This window comes from Allobosea sp. 2RAB26 (genome assembly GCF_052115465.1).
Classification (GTDB): Bacteria; Pseudomonadota; Alphaproteobacteria; order Rhizobiales; family Beijerinckiaceae; genus Allobosea.
Genome location: NZ_JBFRGS010000001.1, coordinates 533961 through 553541 on the forward strand (window position 1 = coordinate 533961; position 19581 = coordinate 553541).

General features: G+C 64.8%; 24 protein-coding genes. 23 read left to right on the plus strand and 1 reads right to left on the minus strand.

The window, feature by feature from the left end; translation table 11 throughout:
- The first annotated feature begins 173 nt into the window (after positions 1-173).
- From ruvC to AB4118_RS02470, 7 genes are read left to right on the plus strand one after another with little or no spacing between them, the layout of a single operon-like run.
- On the plus strand, positions 174-689 hold the full coding sequence (gene ruvC / locus AB4118_RS02440) for a crossover junction endodeoxyribonuclease RuvC (protein WP_441488214.1): 516 nt from the start codon (positions 174-176) through the stop codon (positions 687-689).
- A 40-nt stretch (positions 690-729) separates the two neighbouring features.
- Positions 730-1347, plus strand: coding sequence for a Holliday junction branch migration protein RuvA (ruvA, locus tag AB4118_RS02445; protein ID WP_441488215.1), 618 nt, complete (start codon positions 730-732; stop codon positions 1345-1347).
- The gene (locus tag AB4118_RS02450; protein WP_441488216.1) at positions 1344-1832 is read left to right on the plus strand and encodes a hypothetical protein; all 489 of its coding nucleotides are present in this window, start codon (positions 1344-1346) and stop codon (positions 1830-1832) included. Before ruvA ends, AB4118_RS02450 begins: the two co-directional genes overlap by 4 nt.
- Positions 1829-2875, plus strand: coding sequence for a Holliday junction branch migration DNA helicase RuvB (ruvB, locus tag AB4118_RS02455; protein ID WP_441488217.1), 1047 nt, complete (start codon positions 1829-1831; stop codon positions 2873-2875). Before AB4118_RS02450 ends, ruvB begins: the two co-directional genes overlap by 4 nt.
- An 11-nt stretch (positions 2876-2886) precedes the next feature.
- A complete protein-coding gene (locus tag AB4118_RS02460) occupies positions 2887-3450 on the plus strand; it encodes a hypothetical protein (protein ID WP_441488218.1) in 564 nt (187 codons plus the stop codon).
- 11 nt (positions 3451-3461) lie between these two features.
- Entirely contained in the window at positions 3462-3623 is a 162-nt protein-coding gene (locus AB4118_RS02465) for a Holliday junction DNA helicase RuvB C-terminal domain-containing protein (RefSeq protein WP_441488219.1), read from the plus strand.
- Positions 3623-4165, plus strand: a complete 543-nt coding sequence (locus AB4118_RS02470) for a DUF3828 domain-containing protein (protein ID WP_441488220.1) — start codon at positions 3623-3625, stop codon at positions 4163-4165. The genes AB4118_RS02465 and AB4118_RS02470 overlap by 1 nt, the downstream gene beginning before the upstream one ends.
- Positions 4166-4174: 9 nt before the next feature.
- Here the strand turns inward: AB4118_RS02470 and AB4118_RS02475 are convergent, their stop codons facing one another.
- Positions 4175-4684, minus strand: coding sequence for a hypothetical protein (locus tag AB4118_RS02475; protein ID WP_441488221.1), 510 nt, complete (start codon positions 4682-4684; stop codon positions 4175-4177).
- Between the two features lie 154 nt (positions 4685-4838).
- Here AB4118_RS02475 and ybgC point away from each other — a divergent pair, with 154 nt between their 5' ends.
- The 16 genes from ybgC to AB4118_RS02555 all read left to right on the plus strand — a co-directional run bounded on the left by ybgC (position 4839) and on the right by AB4118_RS02555 (position 19562).
- Positions 4839-5243: a tol-pal system-associated acyl-CoA thioesterase gene (gene ybgC / locus AB4118_RS02480; protein WP_441488222.1), complete on the plus strand. Its 405-nt coding sequence runs from the start codon at positions 4839-4841 to the stop codon at positions 5241-5243.
- A 52-nt stretch (positions 5244-5295) separates the two neighbouring features.
- Positions 5296-5937, plus strand: a complete 642-nt coding sequence (locus AB4118_RS02485; protein ID WP_441488223.1) for a TetR/AcrR family transcriptional regulator — start codon at positions 5296-5298, stop codon at positions 5935-5937.
- A gap of 90 nt (positions 5938-6027) precedes the next feature.
- Positions 6028-6471 (plus strand): DUF2852 domain-containing protein, encoded by a 444-nt coding sequence (locus AB4118_RS02490; protein ID WP_113513332.1) that lies wholly within the window; start codon positions 6028-6030, stop codon positions 6469-6471.
- Between the two features lie 28 nt (positions 6472-6499).
- A complete protein-coding gene (locus AB4118_RS02495) occupies positions 6500-6853 on the plus strand; it encodes a hypothetical protein (protein WP_441488224.1) in 354 nt (117 codons plus the stop codon).
- Positions 6854-6865: 12 nt separating this feature from the next.
- The gene (gene tolQ, locus AB4118_RS02500) at positions 6866-7576 is read left to right on the plus strand and encodes a protein TolQ (RefSeq protein WP_043238377.1); all 711 of its coding nucleotides are present in this window, start codon (positions 6866-6868) and stop codon (positions 7574-7576) included.
- An 11-nt stretch (positions 7577-7587) separates the two neighbouring features.
- Complete coding sequence (gene tolR / locus AB4118_RS02505; RefSeq protein WP_069879422.1) at positions 7588-8037, plus strand: protein TolR; 450 nt, start codon at positions 7588-7590, stop codon at positions 8035-8037.
- Positions 8038-8064: 27 nt separating this feature from the next.
- Positions 8065-9267 carry a cell envelope integrity protein TolA gene (gene tolA, locus AB4118_RS02510; protein WP_441488225.1) on the plus strand — a complete coding sequence of 401 codons (1203 nt, stop codon included), beginning with the start codon at positions 8065-8067 and terminating at the stop codon, positions 9265-9267.
- Positions 9268-9287: 20 nt separating this feature from the next.
- Complete coding sequence (gene tolB, locus AB4118_RS02515) at positions 9288-10631, plus strand: Tol-Pal system beta propeller repeat protein TolB (protein WP_441488350.1); 1344 nt, start codon at positions 9288-9290, stop codon at positions 10629-10631.
- 189 nt (positions 10632-10820) lie between these two features.
- Positions 10821-11324 (plus strand): peptidoglycan-associated lipoprotein Pal, encoded by a 504-nt coding sequence (gene pal / locus AB4118_RS02520; protein WP_069879425.1) that lies wholly within the window; start codon positions 10821-10823, stop codon positions 11322-11324.
- A gap of 124 nt (positions 11325-11448) precedes the next feature.
- Positions 11449-12393 (plus strand): tol-pal system protein YbgF, encoded by a 945-nt coding sequence (gene ybgF / locus AB4118_RS02525; protein ID WP_441488226.1) that lies wholly within the window; start codon positions 11449-11451, stop codon positions 12391-12393.
- Positions 12390-13445 (plus strand): tRNA lysidine(34) synthetase TilS, encoded by a 1056-nt coding sequence (gene tilS / locus AB4118_RS02530; RefSeq protein ID WP_441488227.1) that lies wholly within the window; start codon positions 12390-12392, stop codon positions 13443-13445. The genes ybgF and tilS overlap by 4 nt, the downstream gene beginning before the upstream one ends.
- Before the next feature lie 111 nt (positions 13446-13556).
- Complete coding sequence (gene ftsH / locus AB4118_RS02535) at positions 13557-15482, plus strand: ATP-dependent zinc metalloprotease FtsH (RefSeq protein ID WP_113513338.1); 1926 nt, start codon at positions 13557-13559, stop codon at positions 15480-15482.
- A gap of 23 nt (positions 15483-15505) precedes the next feature.
- Entirely contained in the window at positions 15506-15784 is a 279-nt protein-coding gene (locus tag AB4118_RS02540) for a hypothetical protein (protein WP_441488228.1), read from the plus strand.
- Positions 15781-17124 (plus strand): phosphoglucosamine mutase, encoded by a 1344-nt coding sequence (gene glmM, locus AB4118_RS02545; RefSeq protein WP_113513340.1) that lies wholly within the window; start codon positions 15781-15783, stop codon positions 17122-17124. The genes AB4118_RS02540 and glmM overlap by 4 nt, the downstream gene beginning before the upstream one ends.
- A 220-nt stretch (positions 17125-17344) precedes the next feature.
- Positions 17345-18214 carry an outer membrane protein gene (locus AB4118_RS02550; RefSeq protein ID WP_441488229.1) on the plus strand — a complete coding sequence of 290 codons (870 nt, stop codon included), beginning with the start codon at positions 17345-17347 and terminating at the stop codon, positions 18212-18214.
- Positions 18215-18449: 235 nt separating this feature from the next.
- The gene (locus AB4118_RS02555) at positions 18450-19562 is read left to right on the plus strand and encodes an S-(hydroxymethyl)glutathione dehydrogenase/class III alcohol dehydrogenase (RefSeq protein WP_441488230.1); all 1113 of its coding nucleotides are present in this window, start codon (positions 18450-18452) and stop codon (positions 19560-19562) included.
- Positions 19563-19581 lie beyond the last annotated feature (19 nt).

The window sequence follows — 19581 nt, forward strand, 5'->3', positions numbered from 1 at the left end:
AAAAACGTCCGGAATTCTCGCGGAATGACCGCAATCGACGAAGCATAGGAGCAAGCCGCGCGCAGCGTATAGAGGCCTGGCCATGCTGCGCCGCATGCCCTGGCATTCCGGCAGCGCTCCTCAGTGGAACCTCGGTAATGGAGTACAAACCGTGTCCAGACTAGTGTGCGGACATGGCACAAGCGATTCGGATTCTCGGCCTCGATCCCGGTCTCAGGAAGACCGGCTGGGGCATCATCACCAGCGAGGGCACCAAGCTCTCCTTCGTTGCCTGCGGCTGCGTCGAAAGCGACGGAGCGAGCCCGCTTTCGGAGCGGTTGAGACAACTTCATGACGGCATTGCGCGGGTGATCGGCTCGTTCGACCCTGACGAGGTCGCCGTCGAAGAGACGTTCGTGAACCGCGATCCGCAATCGGCGCTGAAGCTCGGCCAGGCGCGCGGCATCGCGCTGGTGGTGCCGGCGATCGCCGGTCTCAGCGTTGCCGAATACGCGGCCAATCTCGTCAAGAAGACGGTGGTCGGTGTCGGCCATGCCGACAAGAAGCAGGTCCAGGCGATGATCCGGGTGCTGCTTCCGAAGGCCGAGACAAAATCGGCGGATGCGGCGGACGCGCTCGCGGTGGCGATCTGCCATTCGCAGCATCGCGGCATGAGGGCGCTGGTCGCGCAGATGCGCGCAGCCTCGTGAGGCGCTACAGCTTGGACATGCACATGCGACGGAGCCTCTGATGATCGGCAAGCTCAAGGGGCTGATCGATTCCTATGGCGAGGATTTCGTGATCCTCGACGTGCAGGGTGTCGGCTATGTCGTGCAATGCTCGTCGCGCACCTTGCAGCGTTTGCCAAAACCCGGCGAGGCGGCGGCGCTGGCGATCGAGACCCATGTCCGCGAGGACGCGATCCGTCTCTATGGCTTCCTGTCCGACGTCGAACGCGACTGGTTCCGGCTGATGCAGGTGGTACAGGGCGTCGGCGCCAAGGTGGCGCTCGCCATTCTCTCGACGCTGGAGCCCGGCGCGCTGGCGACGGCGATCGCGACCAACGACAAGGCGGCCGTGGCGCGTTCCCCTGGGGTCGGTCCAAAGCTGGCGCAGCGGCTCTGCGCCGAGCTCAAGGACAAGGCGCCCGCCTTCGGCCATATCGATCCCGGCGTGGTGCAGCTCGCGGGCGCATTGGAGGACAGGAAACTACCGCAAGCGGTGGCGGACGCGATCTCTGCCCTGTCCAATCTCGGCTATCCACAGGCCCAGGCCGTGGCGGCGGTGGCCGCGGCCTCGAAAGCAGCCGGCGAGGAGGCCGGGACGGCCCAGCTGATCAAGCTGGGTCTCAAGGAACTGGCGAAGTGAGCAATGCCGACGCCCTGATCGTCCGCGCCGTCGAGGATAAGAGCGAGTTGCTGCAGCTGATGCTGGCGGTCTGGGGCTCGCATAAGATGATGATCGACCTGCACACCTACGACGTCACCGAGATCGATGCGCTCGGGTTGTTCACGGCTGCGGGGCAGACGGCGGCGCTGGCAAGCTGGACCCGACGCGACGAGACCGCCTATCTCTGCGCCCTGCATTCGCTGCGGCCGGGAGAGGGCGTGGCAGTCCAGATGCTGGCTGCGGTCAAGGCCGCGGCCCGGGCTGCGGGTGCCAAGAAGCTCAAGGCGATGCTGACCAATGACAACATGCCCGGGCTGACCTTCTATCGGCGCCAGGGCTTTCGCCTGTCCGGCCTCTATCCCGAGGCGATCGATCATTATCGCTCCGTGATTCCGACGATTATCAAGACCGGCTACAGGGACATCCCGGTGCATGACGCGCTGGAGCTGGAGATTGAACTGTGAGTGAACCCCGCCGCCTCGTGACGGCCGACCGTCGGGACGACGACAGCGAGACCTCGCTGCGGCCCCTGTCGCTTGCCGATTTCACCGGCCAGGCGGCGGCGCGCGCCAATCTCCAGGTCTTCATCAATGCGGCGCGCGCGCGGGGCGATGCGCTCGACCATGTGCTCTTCGTCGGCCCGCCGGGCCTCGGCAAGACGACGCTGGCGCAGATCGTGGCGCGTGAACTCGGCGTCAATTTCCGCTCGACCTCGGGGCCGGTCATCGCCAAGGCCGGCGACCTCGCGGCGCAGCTGACCAATCTCGAAGAGCGCGACGTGCTCTTCATCGACGAGATTCACCGGCTCAACCCGGCGGTCGAGGAAATCCTTTATCCGGCGATGGAGGATTACCAACTCGACCTGATCATCGGGGAGGGCCCGGCGGCGCGCTCGGTCAAGATCGACCTGCCCAAGTTCACGCTGGTCGGCGCGACCACGCGCGCCGGCTTGCTGACGACGCCGCTGCGCGACCGCTTCGGCATTCCGATCCGCCTGCAATTCTACACGGTCGAGGAATTGCAGGGCATCGTCGCGCGCGGCGCCCGCGTGCTCGGCATCGGCATGTCGGATGACGGCGCCAACGAGGTCGCCCGCCGATCCCGCGGGACACCGCGCATCGCCGGTCGGTTGCTCCGGCGCGTGCGCGATTTTGCCATCGTCGACGGTGACCCGGTGATCACGCGCTCGGTCGCCGACAAGGCGCTGCACCTGCTCGATGTCGACGGCATCGGCCTCGATCAGATGGACCGGCGCTATCTCACCACCGTCGCGATCAATTTCGGCGGCGGCCCGGTCGGGATCGAGACCATCGCCGCCTCGCTCTCCGAGCCGCGCGATGCGATCGAGGAGATCATCGAGCCGTTCCTGCTGCAGCAGGGCTTCATCCAGCGCACGCCGCGCGGACGCCTGCTGACGCCGCATGCCTTCCGGCATCTCGGCATGCCGGAGCCGAACCGCGAGACGGCACAGTTCGGATTGTTCGGGGATGGCGGGGACGAGGAGTGAGGCGTTGGCGCTTGCGCGTCTATCTCGCTCTTGGCCTGATACTACTCGCTTACACTGCGCTGGGCGAAGTGGCGAGCCGGGGCGCCGTGGTTCCGCTGAAGCTACGCGCCGGCGAGGCCGTTGAAGTTTCTGTGTGGCGACTTAATCCTGGCCGAATGCGTATGTTTGCTCGGTTTCAAGGCCGGAACCGGCCGGAATTCGATGCCAAGTTGGAATTCGATATTCGGCCAGCATGGCAAAGTCCGGTTCGGGCCAAAGTCGGGGGAGTGGCGAGTTGGTCAATTGGCGAGACTGTCTTGCATTTAACGGCTGCGGGGAGGGGAGTTGCCCTTGCTGAAAGGCAAGGAGTGCTCGTCGCTCCTTGGGTGGTTTTCGAGCGGGGAGCGAATCGGCTCACGATCGAGGTGGCCGACGTCGATCCGTCGTTGGTGGGGGAGACGATCACGCTTTTCATCGAACCTGCTCTGGGGCTCAAGTTTACCGAGCAGGAAACACGATGGCTCTGGGCATCGTTCGCGTGGCCGATCTATGGGCTGCTCTATCTTTTCGGGGCGGCGCTGCTGTTCGGACTGTAAGGAGGATGAACGTGCAAATCATCGAGCCCTTCCTGCTGCAGCAGGGCTTCATCCGGTCCACGCCGCGGGGGCGCTTGTTGACGCCGCATGCGTTCCGAGATCTCGGCATGCTGGAGCCAAACCGCGAGACGGCGCAATTCGGGTTGTTCGGGGACGAGGCCGAGGACGAGTGATGCTGAAAATACTCCGAAGCCTTTTGATCGCCGTCTTCGTCACGGTGGTTGCGGGGCTCGCCGCGCAATGGGCTGCGGCGGCCGAGTCCACGCCCGAAGCGACGGTCAAACAGGCCTATGCCGCGACAATCCGTAGCCTTGCCAGCTCCGGCCCCAAAGCTCCGCCACCGGCATGGCGACCGCCGCACCGCGACAGGCTCTTGAGCAAAGGCCTCGCCGCGCTCTTCGCCCGCGACGATCTCTATCAGGATGAGAGCGGCGAGATGGGCAATATCGGTGCCGATCCCTTCCTCAACAACGGTCAGGACGGCGAGGTGAAGAACCTGCGTGTTGCGGTGACAGGGAAGCCGGCGGACGGGCAGGCGCTTGTCACAGCCAGCTTCCAGAGCCTCGGAAGGGCGGTGACGGTGCGGTTCCGGACGATCTGGGAAGCCGGCGCCTGGCGTATCGACGATATCGGCGATGGGAGCGACAGCATCCGCGAGGCTCTGTCGCAACCCTATGAGTGCGGCTCCTTCATGAAGAAGCCCTGCACGCGCTGAAACCGGCTGCTACCGCGCGAATTTCGATCTGTGCATCGCCGAGCGTTGTCCCGCATGATCGAGCGCGCCGGATTTCCCGGCCTTGCCGCTCGGGACGGACTTCATGCCTTCGCCAGCCTGCCGGCTTGCGGGCGGCTTCTTGGCCGCCTCGTGGCGCTGTTTCAGCGCCAGCGCCTTGCGGGCAAGGCTGCGCTGGCTCGGAGCGTGCAGCTTCTCCGTGCGGCGCGTCCGCTCGGCTCCGACCCGCTTCAGCGCCGAGGTCAGCATGTCGGCCTTCGCCTTGGTGCCGCTGTTGTCGGAGGCAGGGCGCGCGCCCTGCGGCTCGGATTTGCGGCGCATCTCGCGCCGCTGCTGGCGGGCGATCGAGCGAGCCCGGTCGCGGCGTTCGCGCAACTGGACCGAAAGCTCCTTCAACTCGGCATCGGTCGCGCCGCCGATGGTTCGACGCTGGGTCCGGGTAAAGAGCTCGTATTCCGACTTGTCGAGAAGTCGCTCGATTGCCTTTGTCGATTGGGCCATGCCGTTTCTCCTTGTTAGGCTGTCGGTGAAGCAACCTTAGCGACAGCGACAGGTTCCGGGTAGCGTCGCGTCGATCATGCCCGTGCGCGGTTGTTCCGCCTGCCATGCCCGGTCTAAAGGTCGGGAAACATCATCAAGGAATTCCCGCAGCGATATGAGCGCCGTCCACCAGCTTCCCGTCCGGGTCTATTACGAAGACACCGATTTCTCCGGCGTTGTCTATCACGCCTCCTATCTGCGTTTCATGGAGCGCGGCCGCACCGAGTTGATCCGCTCGCTCGGCGTCGAACAGCGGGAGCTGTTCGACGGGGAAGCGGCGTTGGGTTTCGCGGTGCGCCGCATGACGATCGATTTCCTCAAGCCTGCCGTGATGGACGACATGCTGACCGTCGAGACCGCGGCGACGGCTGCGCGCGGCGCGACGATGGATATTGCCCAGCGCGTGCTGCGTGGCGAGGAGGTGCTGATCACCGCCGAGGTCAAGGTCGCCTGCGTCGGTGGCGGTCGGGCTCGGCGTATTCCCGACACACTGCGCCACCGGCTGGGGCTCGAGGCATGATGGGCGGCGAACATCGTCGACGCCATTCGCCCGCTATGTTAGCGCTCCTTACATGATCGGACGGCGGCCGGATTCGGAGCGACGCGGCTATCACCATGGCAACCTCAAGGAGGAGCTGGTGAGGGCGGCGCTTGAGCTGATCACAGAGAAGGGGGCGAACGGCTTCACCGTTGCCGAAGCCGCACGGCTGGCCGGGGTCAGCCCGACGGCGCCGTATCGGCATTATCGCGACAAGGTCGAACTGATGGCCGATGTCGCGACGCGCGGCTTCCAGGCCTTCGAGGCGGCACAGTCGCGCGCCTGGAACGAGGGCAGACCCAATGCATGGACTGCCTTCCAGCAATTGGGCCAGACCTATATCGCCTTCGCTCATGAGCAGCCGGCCTATTATTCAGCGATGTTCGAGGCTGGCGTACCACTCGATGCCAGCCCGGAATTGCGTCTCGCGGCGGATCGTTCGTTCCAGATGCTGCGCGCGGCCTGCGAAGCCCTGATCGCGACCCTTCCGGCGGGGCGCCGGCCGCCGGCGCTGATGATGGCGCTGCATGTCTGGGCGATGTCGCATGGCGTGGCAGCCTTGTTCGGGCGGGCCGATGCGGGCCGTCGCTCGTTGCCGATGTCGGCGGCCGAACTGCTGGAGGCCAATATGCTGATCTATCTGCAAGGGCTCGGCCTCTCGGCACCAGCGAATTGAAACCGGCCTCCGCCGCTTGACAGGGATCGGGTGCGTTCCCATAATGTATATGTGACTAACATACACACTCACTGATATCGCGAGGGATCGATGCCGATCGTTGCGAGGCTTGATGAATATGGAAGAGGGGCCTGGTTCGCCTTTGCGGTACTGGGCTTCATTGTGTGGTGGCCGCTTGGTCTTGCGACCCTGGCCTTCATGTGGGGGAGTGGACGCATGTCTTGCGGATATGCCGGTGGAAACCGGTTCGAGCACCGGATGAGCCGTCTTCAGGAGAAGATGGATCGCATGCGGGAACGCATGGGGGAACGCGGCGGCCCTGGCGGCGGCTGGGGTCGATGGGGCGGTCCGCCGTCCAGCGGCAACCATGCCTTCGACGAGTACCGCGCAGAAACCCTGCGCAGGCTTGAGGACGAGCAGCGCGAGTTCCAGGACTTCCTGGGGCGTCTGCGCATGGCCAAGGACAAGGCCGAGTTCGACCAGTTCATGGCCGATCGTCGGCCCGGCAGCCAACCGGACCAGGACGCGGCCTGACGCGTCCGCCTGAAACCTGACGCCAGAGATGGCCCGCCTCGGCAACGACGCGGGCCATTTTGCTTTGAGGAGGCTCCGCGCGCAGGGGGCTCAGCGCATCCGCTCGCGCCGCCCCAGAGCCCGCAGCAGCGGCGCGCCGTTCGATTCGTTTCGCTGTCAACCCGGCATTAACCTTGCTGGGTGCTTAACTCGACCAGCACGAGTCGCTGATGAAGAAAACCCCGGATGCGCCCATCTTTCGCCGGATTCAAAGGCAATTGACAGGAACGGCATGTTCCCCAGTTCGCAAATTCGGTGGTGGCGCGAGGTATTCGTGGCCTCGGTCATCGATTTGGTCGGCGGGAGATTGGATCAGCAGCGCTCGATCGCGCTGACCGTCTGAAAGGATGACAGAATGAACCCCGCCGAGGTTGCGCAGGCTGCGCCACAGATCGACATGTCGTTCTGGACGTTGTTCTGGCACGCCCATATCGTCGTCAAGCTGGTCATGATGGGCCTGCTCGGCGCCTCTGTGTGGTGCTGGTCGATCATCATCGACAAGACGCTGCTCTATCGCCGCACCCGCCGCGATATGGATGCCTTCGAGGAGGTGTTCTGGTCCGGCCGGTCGCTGGAAGAGTTGTATCGCGATCTCGCGAGCAAGCCGGTCAACGACATGGCGGCCGTCTTCGTCGCGGCGATGCGGGAGTGGAAGCGCTCCTTCGAGAATGGCGGCCGCTCGGTCGCCAGCCTTTCGGCACGTATCGACAAGGTTCTCGACGTCACCATTCAGCGCGAAACCGAGCGGCTGGAATCGAAGCTGCTCGTGCTCTCGACCATTGCCTCGGCCGCTCCCTTCATCGGCCTGTTCGGCACGGTTTGGGGCATCATGAATTCCTTCACCGCCATTGCGGTCTCCAAGAATTCCTCCCTTGCCGTGGTGGCGCCCGGTATCGCCGAGGCGCTCTTCGCCACCGCTATCGGCCTGTTCGCCGCGATTCCGGCGCTGATGGCCTATAACAAGCTGCAGGCCGAAGTGGCCAAGGCCCAGAACCGCCTCGAAGCCTTTGCCGACGAGTTCTCCGCGATCCTGTCGCGGCAGATCGACGAGCGGCTGGCGGCATAAGGGGCTGCACGATGGGCATGTCAGCAGCGACCGGCGCCAAGGCCGGAGGCAGGCGGGGCCGGCGCGGCCGCCGCCACAGCGCGATCGCCGAGATCAACATGACGCCGTTCATCGACGTCATGCTGGTGTTGCTGATCATCTTCATGGTGGCCGCGCCCCTGATCGCGACCGGCGTTCCGCTCGATCTGCCGCAGACCGGGGCGAAGCCGATCAATGTCGACCAGAAGCCGATCACCATTGCCATCGACAGCAAGGGCCAGATCTTCCTCCAGGACCAGCCGACGCTGGAGCCCGATCTGGTGACGAAGTTGCATGGCCTCGCCAAGCAGGGCTTCGACGAGCGCATCTATGTGCGCGGCGACCGTCAGGTCGATTACGGGCGCGTCGCATCGGTGATGTCGACGATCACGTCAGCCGGGTTCAAGCGTGTGGCGCTCGTCACCGAGCCCGCAACGCGCTGACGACGTGAAGGCGAGGTATTTCCAGCCGTGAAGCTCTCCACCTCCGAACCGGGAATCGCGCTCTCCGCTCTCGGCCACGTGACGTTTCTCGTCGCGGGGCTGCTGGCGTTCTCGTCGCCGAATCCCCTGCCGGAGAACGAAGAGGCGATCGCCGTCGAGATGGTCGATCCGAGTGCACTGAACCAGGTCACGCGTGGCGAACGCAAGGCTGAGAAGGTGCAGGAACAGCCGGTCCAGCGCGCCGAGCGCCAGTCGGAGACGGTCGAGCGCAAGGAAGCCGGTGAGGCCAAGCAGGACACCCCTGCGCCACCGACGCGGCCCGCTGAATTGAAGACCGCGGACGACAACGCTTCGGCGCCAATGCCGCCAGCCCGCCCTGCGCTGCAGCCCCCGAAGCCGGAGCCCAAGCCGCCGGAGCCGGCGAAGCAGCCGCCGCAGAAGGCAGAGGCTGCGGCTGAGCCAAAGCCGGATCTGCGCCGCGAGGAGCTCGCCAAGCTCGCCGAGGAAGCTGAACTGGCCTCCAAGGCGAAGCAGGCCGAGGAGGATGCCAAGGCCGCTGCCAAGGCGAAGGCCGAAGCTGAGGCGCAGGCCAGGGCCGACGCTGCTGCCAGGGCCAAGGCGGAAGCGCAGGTCAAGGCGGCCGCTGCCGAGGCGGCCAAGGAAAAGGCTGAGGCGGAAGCCAGGGCGAAGGCCGAAGCGGAGGCCAAGGCCAAGATCGCCGCCGCCGCCAAGGCAAAGGCCGAAGCCGAGGCCAAGGCCAAGCGTGAGGCGGAGATCGCCAAGAACTTCAACCCGACCGATATCGCCAAGCTTCTGCAATCGAAGGAGCCGGCTCAGTCCTCAGGCTCGTCCGCGCCGCAGGTGAACCGCACCGCGTCGCTCGGCACCGAGCGCGGCTCGTCGCAAAAGCTCAGCCCTTCGTTGCGCGCGCAGCTTGTCGGGATCATTCAGGACCAGCTCCTGAAATGCTGGAACGTGCCGATCGGGCTCGCGAATGCGAAGGGCGCAGTCGTGCCTTCGGTGCGGATGAAGCTGAATACCGACGGCTCGCTCGCGGGCCAGCCGGGCGTGATCAACACCTCGTCCGATCCGCTGTTCCGGGTCGCGGCCGATTCGGCCCTGACGGCGACACGCCGTTGCGCGCCCCTGCGCATTCCTGCTCAATTTGCCGCTTACTATGACGACTGGCGTGATGTCGTCGTCAATTTCGACGCTAGGGACGTGCTGTGACCCCCATGTTTCGCAACTCCATGATCAAGGGCGCCGGTCAGACCCGTTCCGGGCTGACGCGCCGCCACGCGCTGACCCTTGCCGGATCGGCCATGTCCTTGCCGCTGCTGGTGCCGGCGGCTGCGCGCGCGGAACTGGTGATCGACCTGCGCAAGGGTACTTTCCAGCCCATGCCGATCGCGATCGCCGATTTCGGCGGCGAGGCCGGCGTGATGGTGTCCGGCGTGATCACCAACAATCTCAAGCGTTCCGGCTATTTCCAGCCGATCGACAAGTCGCGCCACCCCGACAAGAACCCGGCCTTCGATGCAGTACCGCAGTTCGAGGCCTGGAAGGCCGCGGGCGTGCAGGGGCTGGTGACGGGCCGCGTCTCGCGCGACGGTGGCCGGCTTCGCGCGGAATTCCGGCTCTGGGACGTCGTCACCGGCGAGCAGATCGACGGGCAGCAATATTTCACCGACCCGAATAACAGCCGGCGGGTCGGCCATATCATCTCGGACGCGATCTTCACGAAGGTCACGGGCGTCGGCGGCTTCTTCGATACCCGCGTCGTCTTCGTCGACGAATCCGGGACGAAGGAAAACCGGCGCAAGCGGCTCGCCATCATGGACCAGGACGGCGCCAATGTCCGCTACCTGACCAATGGCGAGGTCTCGGTCGTGACCCCGCGCTACTCGCCTGTGGCGCAGGAAGTCGCCTATATGGCACAGCGCACCGGCGAGCAGCCGCGCGTGCATGTGCTGAATATCGAAACCGGCCAGCGTCAGGTCGTCGGCAATTTCCCCGACATGACCTCGAGCCCGCGCTTCTCGCCGAATGGTGCGAAGATCGCGCTCAGCCTGCAGCAGGGCGGCAACGCAAATCTCTACATGATCGATATCGGCTCGCGCACGACGACGCGGCTGACTTCGACGGGCGCAATCGACACCTCGCCCTCCTTCTCGCCTGACGGCACCCAGATGGTGTTCGAGAGCGACCGCGGCGGTTCGCAGCAGCTTTATGTGATGGCGCTCGGCGGCGGGGAGGGCAAACGCATCTCCTTCGGCCAGGGCTCCTATTCGCAGCCGTCATGGTCGCCGCGCGGCGACCTGATCGCCTTCACGCGCCAGGGCGGTGGCGGCTTCGCCATCGGCGTGATGCGGCCGGACGGCTCGGGCGAGCGTATCCTGACCGAAGGCTTCCACAATGAAGCACCGAACTGGGCGCCGAACGGCCAGTACATCATGTTCTTCCGTGATCCAGGCGGGCAATCGGGCGGCAAGCTCTACATGGTCGATATCACGGGCCGGGTCGAAGTGCCGGTGCCGACACCGGCTTTCGCCTCGGACCCGAGTTGGTCTCCGCTGCTGACGACGGCGCGCTGAGGCGGCAATCTGTTGCTGTCGCGCAACAGCTCGGAGAATGCTGCATTTCGCTGCAATTGGTTAACCATACGCCGCAATGCCGCCACTTCGCCTTGATTTGGCAAGGTCTCGTTTAGGTTGACACATCATTGATGTGTCTGAGTTTCAGACTTTCTGATTGCGGAACCTAGACCCGCCTGGAGAATCAACATGCTGCTTGCCTCGCTCGCCAGCCCGCGCACTGCCCGTTTCGCCGCCGCCATCGCCGCCACGCTCGCACTGGGCGCCTGCGCCAAGGACCAGAACGCCGAAGCCGGCTTTGGAGCCGGCGGCGCGGCCACCCCGGGCAGCGCCCAGGACTTCGTCGTGAATGTCGGTGACCGCGTCTTCTTCGAGACCGACTCGACCGACCTGACGCCGACGGCCGTTTCGACCCTCGACAAGCAGTCCTCCTGGCTGCAGCGCTACCCGCGCTACACATTCACCGTCGAGGGCCATGCCGACGAGCGCGGCACCCGCGAATACAACTATTCGCTTGGCGCTCGCCGCGCCCAGACGGTGCGCGACTATCTGACCTCGCGCGGCATCCAGGCCAACCGGATGCGTACGATCTCCTACGGCAAGGAGCGCCCGGTGGCAGTCTGCAACGACATTTCCTGCTGGTCGCAGAATCGCCGTTCCGTGACCGTGCTCGATGGCGCCGGCGGCGTCTGAGCATCCGGCTTTCTGAAATCTATCGAGGCCGGCACTTTCCTTGCGGAAGTGCCGGCCTTTTCATATTTTGGCCGCGGTGACAGCGTGTGATAACCCGTCACTTGAGAGAAACAGTCCGGTCTTCATGATGGTTCGAGAATTTGCCTTTCTACCCAGCCGGGCGCGACTGCTGGCTGCTGTCGCCTTCGGGGCCATTGCATGGGCTGCGTTGCCGGCTGCAGCGCAGGATGCAGCCGAGCTGACCGTGCGCACCGGGCGACTGGAAAACCAGGTCCGAGCGCTGTCTGGCCAGATCGAGCAGTTGCAGTTCGAGAACCGCCGGCTCACCGAGCAGCTCCGCAAGTTCCAGGAGGATGTCGATTTCCGCCTGAACGAGCGCGGCGGCAGCGGTGGCGCTCGCCCGGGTGGCGCCGCGCCAGGGCCGGCTGCCCAGCCGCCGGCGACGCAGCCGGGTCGTCCGCGTCGGAATGATGCCTTCGACCCCTCAACGCACCCGGGGGGCTCGGGGGCGCCGCGTCAGCTCGGCAGCATGGAAGGCATTATCGAGGACGAATTCGCCGGGGCGGGCGGTGGTGGCCAGGGACCGCTCGACCTTCAGGGCGTCGGCCGACAGGTCCCGCAGGGTGCGCTGCCGCAGGGCGGACCGCGTGGCGGACCGAGCGTCGCGGCGACGGGCGCGGCGCCGAGCCCCAAGGACAGCTATGACACGGCCTATGCCTATGTCCTGCGCAAGGAATACGAGCAGGCCGAAATGGGCTTTCGTCAGTTCCTGCAGAGCTATCCGCGTGATCGGCTTGCCGCCGACGCCACCTTCTGGCTCGGCGAGAGCTATTTCCAGCGCCAGCGCTATCGCGAGGCTGCCGAGCAATTCCTCAAGATCTCGCGTGACTATCCGCGCGCCGGCAAGGGTGCCGACAGCCTGCTCAAGCTCGGCATGTCGCTGAATGGGCTTGGCGCGCGCGACCAGGCCTGCGCAACCTATGCCAAGGTCGGCGTCGACTATCCTTCCGCTTCCAATGCCGTGCGGCAGGGTGTCGAGCGCGAACGGCGCCGCGCTCGCTGCGCTTGAGCGCGCTGGCTTCCAGCGATCCTGAGCATCTTCCGGTTTCAGCCGGCGAGGCGGCTGCGCTCTTCGCCGGGCTCGCGGGTGAAACGCGCCTGCTGATTGCGGTCTCGGGCGGCCCAGATTCCGTTGCCCTGCTTTCCCTGTTGCACGATTGGTCGCAGCAGCCCGCTAGGCCCGCGCTTCATGCCGCGACGGTCGATCACGGCCTGCGCGAGACGTCCTCGAGCGAAGCTGAAGCCGTCGGCGCCCTCTGCTCCGGGCTGAGTGTTCCCCATGCGATCCTGCGCTGGGAGGGTCCGAAACCTACGACCGGCATCCAGCAGCGGGCACGAGAGGCGCGCTATGCCCTGCTGGCGGCACATGCGGAGGCTCTCGGTGGTGCAGTGCTGGTCACGGCGCACACGCTCGACGACCAGGCCGAGACGCTGCTGATGCGGATGGCGCGCGGTTCCGGGCCGAGCGGACTTGCCGGCATGCGGGCCAGGGTGGGTAAGGATAGCACAGTGCTGGCACGTCCGCTGCTTGCCGTGCCGAAAGCGCGTCTCATCGCGACCGCTGAGGCGAGGGGGCTTTCCTACATTCGTGACCCGAGCAATGCCGATCCGCGGTTCGAGCGCGCGCGTTGGCGGACCCTGATGCCGATGCTGGCCGACGAGGGGCTCACAGCCGAACGTCTGGCGGTCCTGGCTGCGAGGCTGGCGCGCATGGATGCGGCGATAGAGCACCACGTCGCCCTGCTGCTGCCGTCGCTCATATTCGCAGGGGAGGGGACCGGGGTGACGCGGCTGCGCTTCGGCGCGTTGGTCGATCTTCCCGAGGAAATTGCCCTGCGGGTTATGGCCGAGGCGCTCGCCCTGGTGCCTGGATCGAATGCAGAACTGTCGCGGCTCGAGCGGCTGGAAGGCTGCGTGTTCACGCTTCTGGAGGCGGCACGGCGGGGCACGGCCATGACGCGGACACTATCGGGGTGTGTACTTGCGCTCGATCGGGACGGTGTCCTGACGCTGGCGCCGGAACCGGCGCGCAGACGGGGCGTTCACCCTGCGTCGCGATGAGCCTGGTTCAAATCTGCTGTTTCCCTTGGCAAGGGGCTTTGCCGCTCCTAGATTAACGCCTGAAACCCTTGGCCCTTTCCGGTTGGACCGGGCGGCCCGATCGGACAGAGAATGAATCCGAACTTCCGTAATTTTGCCCTCTGGGTGGTGATTTTCCTGCTGGTTCTGGCGCTCGTGACGCTGTTCCAGAGCCCGAGCCAACGCACCAGCACCAACGAAATCCCCTATAGCCAGCTCATCAACGAGAGCGAAGCCGGGCGGATTTCCAATGTCGTGGTCGCAGGCCAGGAGATTTCGGGCACGTTTTCGGACGGCCGCAGCTTCGTAACCTACGCTCCCTACGGCGACCCGGCTCTGCTGAAGACGCTGGCGCAGAAGGGGGTCCAGGTCTCGGCGCGTGCTCCGTCGGAGGGCACGCCCTGGTTCATGGCGCTGCTCGTCAATTCATTGCCCTTCGTCATCTTCATCGGCCTGTGGATCTTCATGTCCCGGCAGATGCAGAATGGTGCCGGTCGCGCCATGGGCTTCGGCAAGTCCAAGGCCAAGCTGCTGACCGAGGCGCATGGTCGCGTCACCTTCGAGGATGTCGCGGGCATCGACGAGGCCAAGGAGGATCTGCAGGAGATCGTCGAATTCCTGCGCGATCCCCAGAAGTTCCAGCGGCTCGGCGGGCGCATCCCGCGCGGCGTGCTGCTCGTCGGTCCTCCCGGCACCGGCAAGACGCTGACGGCGCGTGCCGTCGCCGGCGAAGCCAATGTGCCGTTCTTCACGATCTCGGGTTCTGATTTCGTCGAGATGTTCGTCGGCGTCGGCGCGAGCCGCGTGCGCGACATGTTCGAGCAGGCCAAGAAGAACGCGCCCTGCATCATCTTCATCGACGAAATCGATGCGGTCGGTCGTCACCGCGGCGCCGGTCTCGGCGGTGGCAATGACGAGCGCGAGCAGACCCTGAACCAGCTGCTCGTCGAGATGGACGGCTTCGAGGCGAATGAGGGTGTGATCATCATCGCCGCCACGAACCGCCCAGACGTGCTCGATCCGGCGCTGCTGCGTCCCGGCCGCTTCGATCGCCAGATCGTCGTGCCGAATCCCGATGTCGCCGGTCGCGAGAAGATCCTGCGCGTGCATGTCCGCAAGGTGCCGATGGCTCCCGACGTCGATCTCAAGATCCTGGCGCGCGGAACGCCTGGCTTCTCGGGCGCCGATCTTATGAACCTCGTCAACGAGGCGGCTCTGCTGGCAGCCCGTCGCGGCAAGCGCATGGTCACCCATGCCGAGTTCGAGGATGCCAAGGACAAGGTCATGATGGGCGCCGAGCGCAAATCCATGGCGATGTCCGAGGAAGAGAAGAAGCTGACCGCCTATCATGAGGCCGGCCACGCCATCGTGGGCTTGTATGTCCCGGCCGGCATCCCGGTCCACAAGGCGACGATCATCCCGCGCGGTCGCGCGCTCGGTATGGTGAAGTTCCTGCCGGAGGGCGATCGCTATTCGATGAAGTTCAAGGAGTTCACCTCGCAGCTCGCCGTGGCCATGGGCGGTCGCGTTGCGGAGGAGATCACCTTCGGTAAGGAGAACATCACCTCAGGCGCCACCGGCGACATCCAGCAGGCGACCAAGATGGCCAAGGCCATGGTCACGCAGATGGGCTATTCCGATGAACTCGGCCTGGTCGCCTATGGCGACAACCAGGAAGAGGTTTTCTTGGGCATGTCGATGGGCCGGACCCAGAGCGTGTCGGAAGCGACCGCGCAGAAGATCGATAGCGAAGTGCGCAAACTCGTCCACCAGGGCTATCTGGACGCCAAGAAGATCCTCAACGAACACCATGAGGAATTCGTCCACGTGGCCGAGGCGCTGCTCGAGTTCGAGACGCTGACCGGCGACGAGATCCGCGATCTGATCGCCGGCAAGCGCCCGACCCGCGATGCTGACGATACGCCGTCGGCGCCGCGCGGCTCGGCGGTGCCGAGTGCCGGCCGCGGCCGTAAGCGCGACGAGCCTGACGCTGGTCTGGAGCCGCAGCCGCTGGTCTGAACGGCCTCGGTCGGACCAGACACATGAAGGCGGCCATATTGGCCGCCTTTTTCTTTGCCTGCGATCAATGGTTAGGTGGGGCTGTTGCGTGTGACCGAGTTGGGGACGAGACCCGCGCGATCGTTCCTGTCTTCGTTCCGGCGGCGTTGCCCATGATAAAATTCGTCATAAAACGTGAGAAGGCGGAACGCATGTCCCGCTATAGAAGAACTCAACAGGGCCGGGAGCGGGCTGGTTGCAACCGCGCCCCGGTTGTCCGCGAAGCTCCCATCATGGCCGCCATCTGGATCGACTGGATATGACGCGCAAATATTTCGGAACCGACGGCATCCGCGGCCGCGCCAATGGCGTGATCACGCCCGATCTGGCGCTCAGGGTCGGCCAGGCCACCGGTATCGCGTTTCGGCGCGGCGAGTACCGCCACCGCGTGGTGATCGGCAAGGATACGCGGCTCTCGGGCTACATGATCGAGACGGCGCTGATCGCCGGCTTCACCTCGGTCGGCATGGATGTGCTGCAGCTCGGTCCGATGCCGACGCCGGCGGTCGCGATGCTGACGCGCTCGATGCGCGCGGATCTCGGCGTGATGATCTCGGCGTCGCACAACCCCTATGAGGATAACGGCATCAAGCTGTTCGGTCCCGACGGCTACAAGCTCAATGACGAGGTCGAGAGCGAGATCGCCGCCCTGATCGATTCCGATCTCGGAGCGCAGCTTTCGGAGGCTGCGATGCTTGGCCGTGCCAAGCGCATCGACAGCGCCCATGCGCGCTATATCGAATTCGCCAAACGCACCTTGCCGCGCAACATGAATCTCGACGGGCTGCGCATCGTCGTCGATTGCGCCAACGGCGCCGCCTACAAGGTTGCGCCCGAGGCGCTCTGGGAGCTCGGGGCCGAGGTCATCGCCATCGGGGTCGAGCCGGACGGCTTCAACATCAATAAGGATGTCGGTTCGACCAAGCCGGATGCCTTGGCTCAGAAGGTGCGCGAGCTGCGCGCCGATATCGGCATTGCCCTTGATGGCGACGCTGATCGCGTGCTGATCATCGACGAGCAGGGACATGCCGTCGATGGCGACCAGCTGATGGCCGTAATCGCGCGCAGCTGGCAGGAGGACGGTCGTCTCTCGGCGCCTGGCATCGTCGCGACCGTGATGTCGAATCTCGGGCTGGAGCGCTATCTCGCCGGACTCGGCCTGAGCCTTGAGCGCACCGCTGTGGGCGACCGTTATGTGCTCGAGCATATGCGGGCGAACGGCTTCAACCTTGGCGGCGAGCAATCCGGCCATATCATCCTCTCCGACTACGCGACGACCGGAGACGGGCTCGTGGCGGCGCTGCAGCTGCTCGCGGTGGTGAAGCGGATGGACAAGCCGGTCTCGGAAGTCTGCCACTGCTTCGAGCCGCTGCCGCAGATCCTCAAGAACGTGCGCTACAAGCAGGGCCAGCCCCTGACGGAGAAGCCGGTCGTCAACGCGATCGAGGCCGCCAGGCAAATGCTCGGCGATAGCGGGCGTCTCGTCATTCGTCCGTCAGGCACCGAGCCGGTGATCAGGGTGATGGCCGAAGGCGATGACCGCGACCTGGTGATGCGCGCTGTCGACGACATCGTCGATGCGGTGACGAAGGCCGCAGCCTGACGCAGCTGGCCGGCTACGTCTTCGATCAAAGATCATCATGAAGGTAGGACGTGTCCCCGCGCATTCCATCTTTGGGCTGCGCGGGATTTGCTCGTTCCTGCGAGATTTCGTGGTTAAGCGGTAAGGTTAAGCGTCGTTTAAGGAATTCGTGCCAGGGTCCTTCCCGTCGGTAACACGCGCGAGCTGCGTATCGCGTCGCGCAAACTCGAGGGACTCTGCCATGGGCAGCCTGAAAATTCTCGCACTAGCGGGCGCCATGGCCTTCGGAGGCTCCGCCGTGACCTCCGCTGCCGACCTCGCCCCTCTGCTGCCTCCACCGCCTGAGCCTGTTGCCCTGCGCGGGACGATTGGGTCCGGTTGGTATTTGCGCGGTGATGTAGGTGTCGGTTTGCAGACCGTCGGCAAGTACCAGCAGGACGACCTTGCGGCTGTCGGCGGCGTGCTTTTCAATAAAACCGATCAAACGGCCTTTTTCGGTGGCGTCGGCGTGGGCTACCGCTTCAACAATTGGTTCCGCATCGATGGTACATGGGAGTATCGCGGCGGAGGGACGATTGGGGTCAATGATAAGCTCTTCAACTCCTTCGCCAATGGCACCCAGACAAATACCTACAAGGGCAACCTCTCCTCGATGGTGGCCCTGTTCAACGCCTATGTCGATCTCGGCACCTGGAACTGCCTGACGCCCTATATCGGCGCCGGTATCGGTTATGCGCAGAACCGCATCTCGGGGTTGACCGAACAGGGCATCGTGTTTGCCAATGAGCCTTTCGGTCCGGTTTCCCCGACGCTGGGCACCGCGAGCAACGGCACCCGTTCCGGCGTCGCCTGGGCGCTCATGGCGGGGCTCGGCTATGAGGTGAACAAGAACCTGACCCTTGAAGTTGGGTATCGCTACCTCAATCTGGGCGATGCCCAGTCTGGGCGCATTCAAAATGCATTCCTGACGGAATCCTATGGGCCGCTGAAGGCCAAGGACATCCAGAGCCACGACATCCGCATCGGCATGCGCTGGAATTTCGGCGATCCCGATTGCTGCGCAGCTCCGGCTCCGGTCGCCTACCAGGCGCCCGTCGTGCGCAAGTACTGACTATCTGGTTCTCCAGCTTCGCAAGGAACGGCGCGGATCATCGATCCGCGCCGTTTGCATTTCGCAACTCCGCAAGACTGTGAGGCTCCAAGTCGGGCCGCGTTGACAAAGCCTCCATCCCTTCGCCCTATTTGTGCTTGGCCGAGGCGTTCGCAGTCGGGACACGCCTCCACTGACCAGGCTTCCAGCCCACGCGCCATCGCCGTTCGCGCTGGCCCTCTGCAAGGATATGATCATGAAGACACGCGCCGCCGTTGCCTGGGAGGCCGGAAAGCCGCTGACCATCGAAACCATCGAGATCGGCGGACCGAAGGCGGGCGAGGTCCTGGTCGAGGTGATGGCGACCGGCATCTGCCACACCGACGCCTACACGCTGTCGGGTATGGATTCGGAGGGCAAGTTCCCGGCGATCCTCGGCCATGAGGGCGCCGGCATCGTCCGCGAGGTCGGCGCCGGCGTGACCACGCTCAAGGTCGGCGATCACGTCATTCCGCTCTACACGCCGGAATGTCGGAATTGCAAAAGCTGCCTGTCACGCCGCACCAATCTCTGCACCGCGATCCGCTCGACACAAGGCCAGGGCGTGATGCCGGACGGCACATCGCGCTTCTCCTGCGATGGCGGCGAGGTCTTCCACTATATGGGCTGCTCGACCTTCGCGAATTTCACGGTGCTGCCCGAGATCGCACTGGCGAAGGTTCGTGAGGACGCGCCCTTCGACAAGATCTGCTATATCGGCTGCGGCGTGACGACGGGGATCGGCGCGGTGATCTACACCGCCAAGGTCTGGCCCGGCGCTAATGTCGTGGTCTTCGGGCTCGGCGGCATCGGCCTCAACGTCATCCAGGGTGCCCGCATGGTCGGTGCCGACAAGATCATCGGTGTCGACATCAATCCGGGCAAGCGCGCCATGGCCGAGAAATTCGGCATGACCGACTTCATCAATCCGGCCGAGATCGGCAACGACAAGGTGGTGCAGGCGATCGTCGATCTGACCGGCGGCGGCGCCGACTTCTCCTTCGACGCGACCGGCAATACCAACGTGATGCGCCAGGCGCTGGAATGCTGCCATCGCGGCTGGGGTGAATCGATCGTCATCGGGGTTGCCGAAGCCGGCAAGGAAATCGCGACCCGGCCGTTCCAGCTCGTCACCGGGCGGGTCTGGAAAGGCACGGCCTTCGGTGGCGCCCGTGGGCGCACCGACGTGCCGAAGATCGTCGACTGGTACATGGAGGGCAAGATCAACATCGATGATCTGATCACCCACAAGCTCAGCCTGGATGAGATCAATCACGGATTCGACCTGATGCATGAGGGCAAGTCGATCCGCTCGGTCGTCGTGTACTGAGCCGGCCGCTCTTCCGCCG

What these genes read in the sequence shown, in the direction of transcription:
- AB4118_RS02470 (WP_441488220.1), top strand. Translation starts at nt 3,623, where the DNA reads ATGCTGAAAATACTCCGAAGCCTTTTGATCGCCGTCTTCGTCACGGTG.
- ftsH (WP_113513338.1), top strand. Translation starts at nt 13,557, where the DNA reads ATGAATCCGAACTTCCGTAATTTTGCCCTCTGGGTGGTGATTTTCCTG.
- AB4118_RS02475 (WP_441488221.1), bottom strand. Translation starts at nt 4,684, where the DNA reads ATGGCCCAATCGACAAAGGCAATCGAGCGACTTCTCGACAAGTCGGAA.
- AB4118_RS02555 (WP_441488230.1), top strand. Translation starts at nt 18,450, where the DNA reads ATGAAGACACGCGCCGCCGTTGCCTGGGAGGCCGGAAAGCCGCTGACC.
- ybgF (WP_441488226.1), top strand. Translation starts at nt 11,449, where the DNA reads ATGATGGTTCGAGAATTTGCCTTTCTACCCAGCCGGGCGCGACTGCTG.
- tolR (WP_069879422.1), top strand. Translation starts at nt 7,588, where the DNA reads ATGGGCATGTCAGCAGCGACCGGCGCCAAGGCCGGAGGCAGGCGGGGC.
- pal (WP_069879425.1), top strand. Translation starts at nt 10,821, where the DNA reads ATGCTGCTTGCCTCGCTCGCCAGCCCGCGCACTGCCCGTTTCGCCGCC.
- ruvA (WP_441488215.1), top strand. Translation starts at nt 730, where the DNA reads ATGATCGGCAAGCTCAAGGGGCTGATCGATTCCTATGGCGAGGATTTC.
- AB4118_RS02495 (WP_441488224.1), top strand. Translation starts at nt 6,500, where the DNA reads ATGGCCCGCCTCGGCAACGACGCGGGCCATTTTGCTTTGAGGAGGCTC.
- AB4118_RS02550 (WP_441488229.1), top strand. Translation starts at nt 17,345, where the DNA reads ATGGGCAGCCTGAAAATTCTCGCACTAGCGGGCGCCATGGCCTTCGGA.
- AB4118_RS02490 (WP_113513332.1), top strand. Translation starts at nt 6,028, where the DNA reads ATGCCGATCGTTGCGAGGCTTGATGAATATGGAAGAGGGGCCTGGTTC.
- tolB (WP_441488350.1), top strand. Translation starts at nt 9,288, where the DNA reads ATGATCAAGGGCGCCGGTCAGACCCGTTCCGGGCTGACGCGCCGCCAC.
- ybgC (WP_441488222.1), top strand. Translation starts at nt 4,839, where the DNA reads ATGAGCGCCGTCCACCAGCTTCCCGTCCGGGTCTATTACGAAGACACC.
- AB4118_RS02485 (WP_441488223.1), top strand. Translation starts at nt 5,296, where the DNA reads ATGATCGGACGGCGGCCGGATTCGGAGCGACGCGGCTATCACCATGGC.
- glmM (WP_113513340.1), top strand. Translation starts at nt 15,781, where the DNA reads ATGACGCGCAAATATTTCGGAACCGACGGCATCCGCGGCCGCGCCAAT.
- tolQ (WP_043238377.1), top strand. Translation starts at nt 6,866, where the DNA reads ATGAACCCCGCCGAGGTTGCGCAGGCTGCGCCACAGATCGACATGTCG.
- ruvC (WP_441488214.1), top strand. Translation starts at nt 174, where the DNA reads ATGGCACAAGCGATTCGGATTCTCGGCCTCGATCCCGGTCTCAGGAAG.
- AB4118_RS02540 (WP_441488228.1), top strand. Translation starts at nt 15,506, where the DNA reads ATGAAGGCGGCCATATTGGCCGCCTTTTTCTTTGCCTGCGATCAATGG.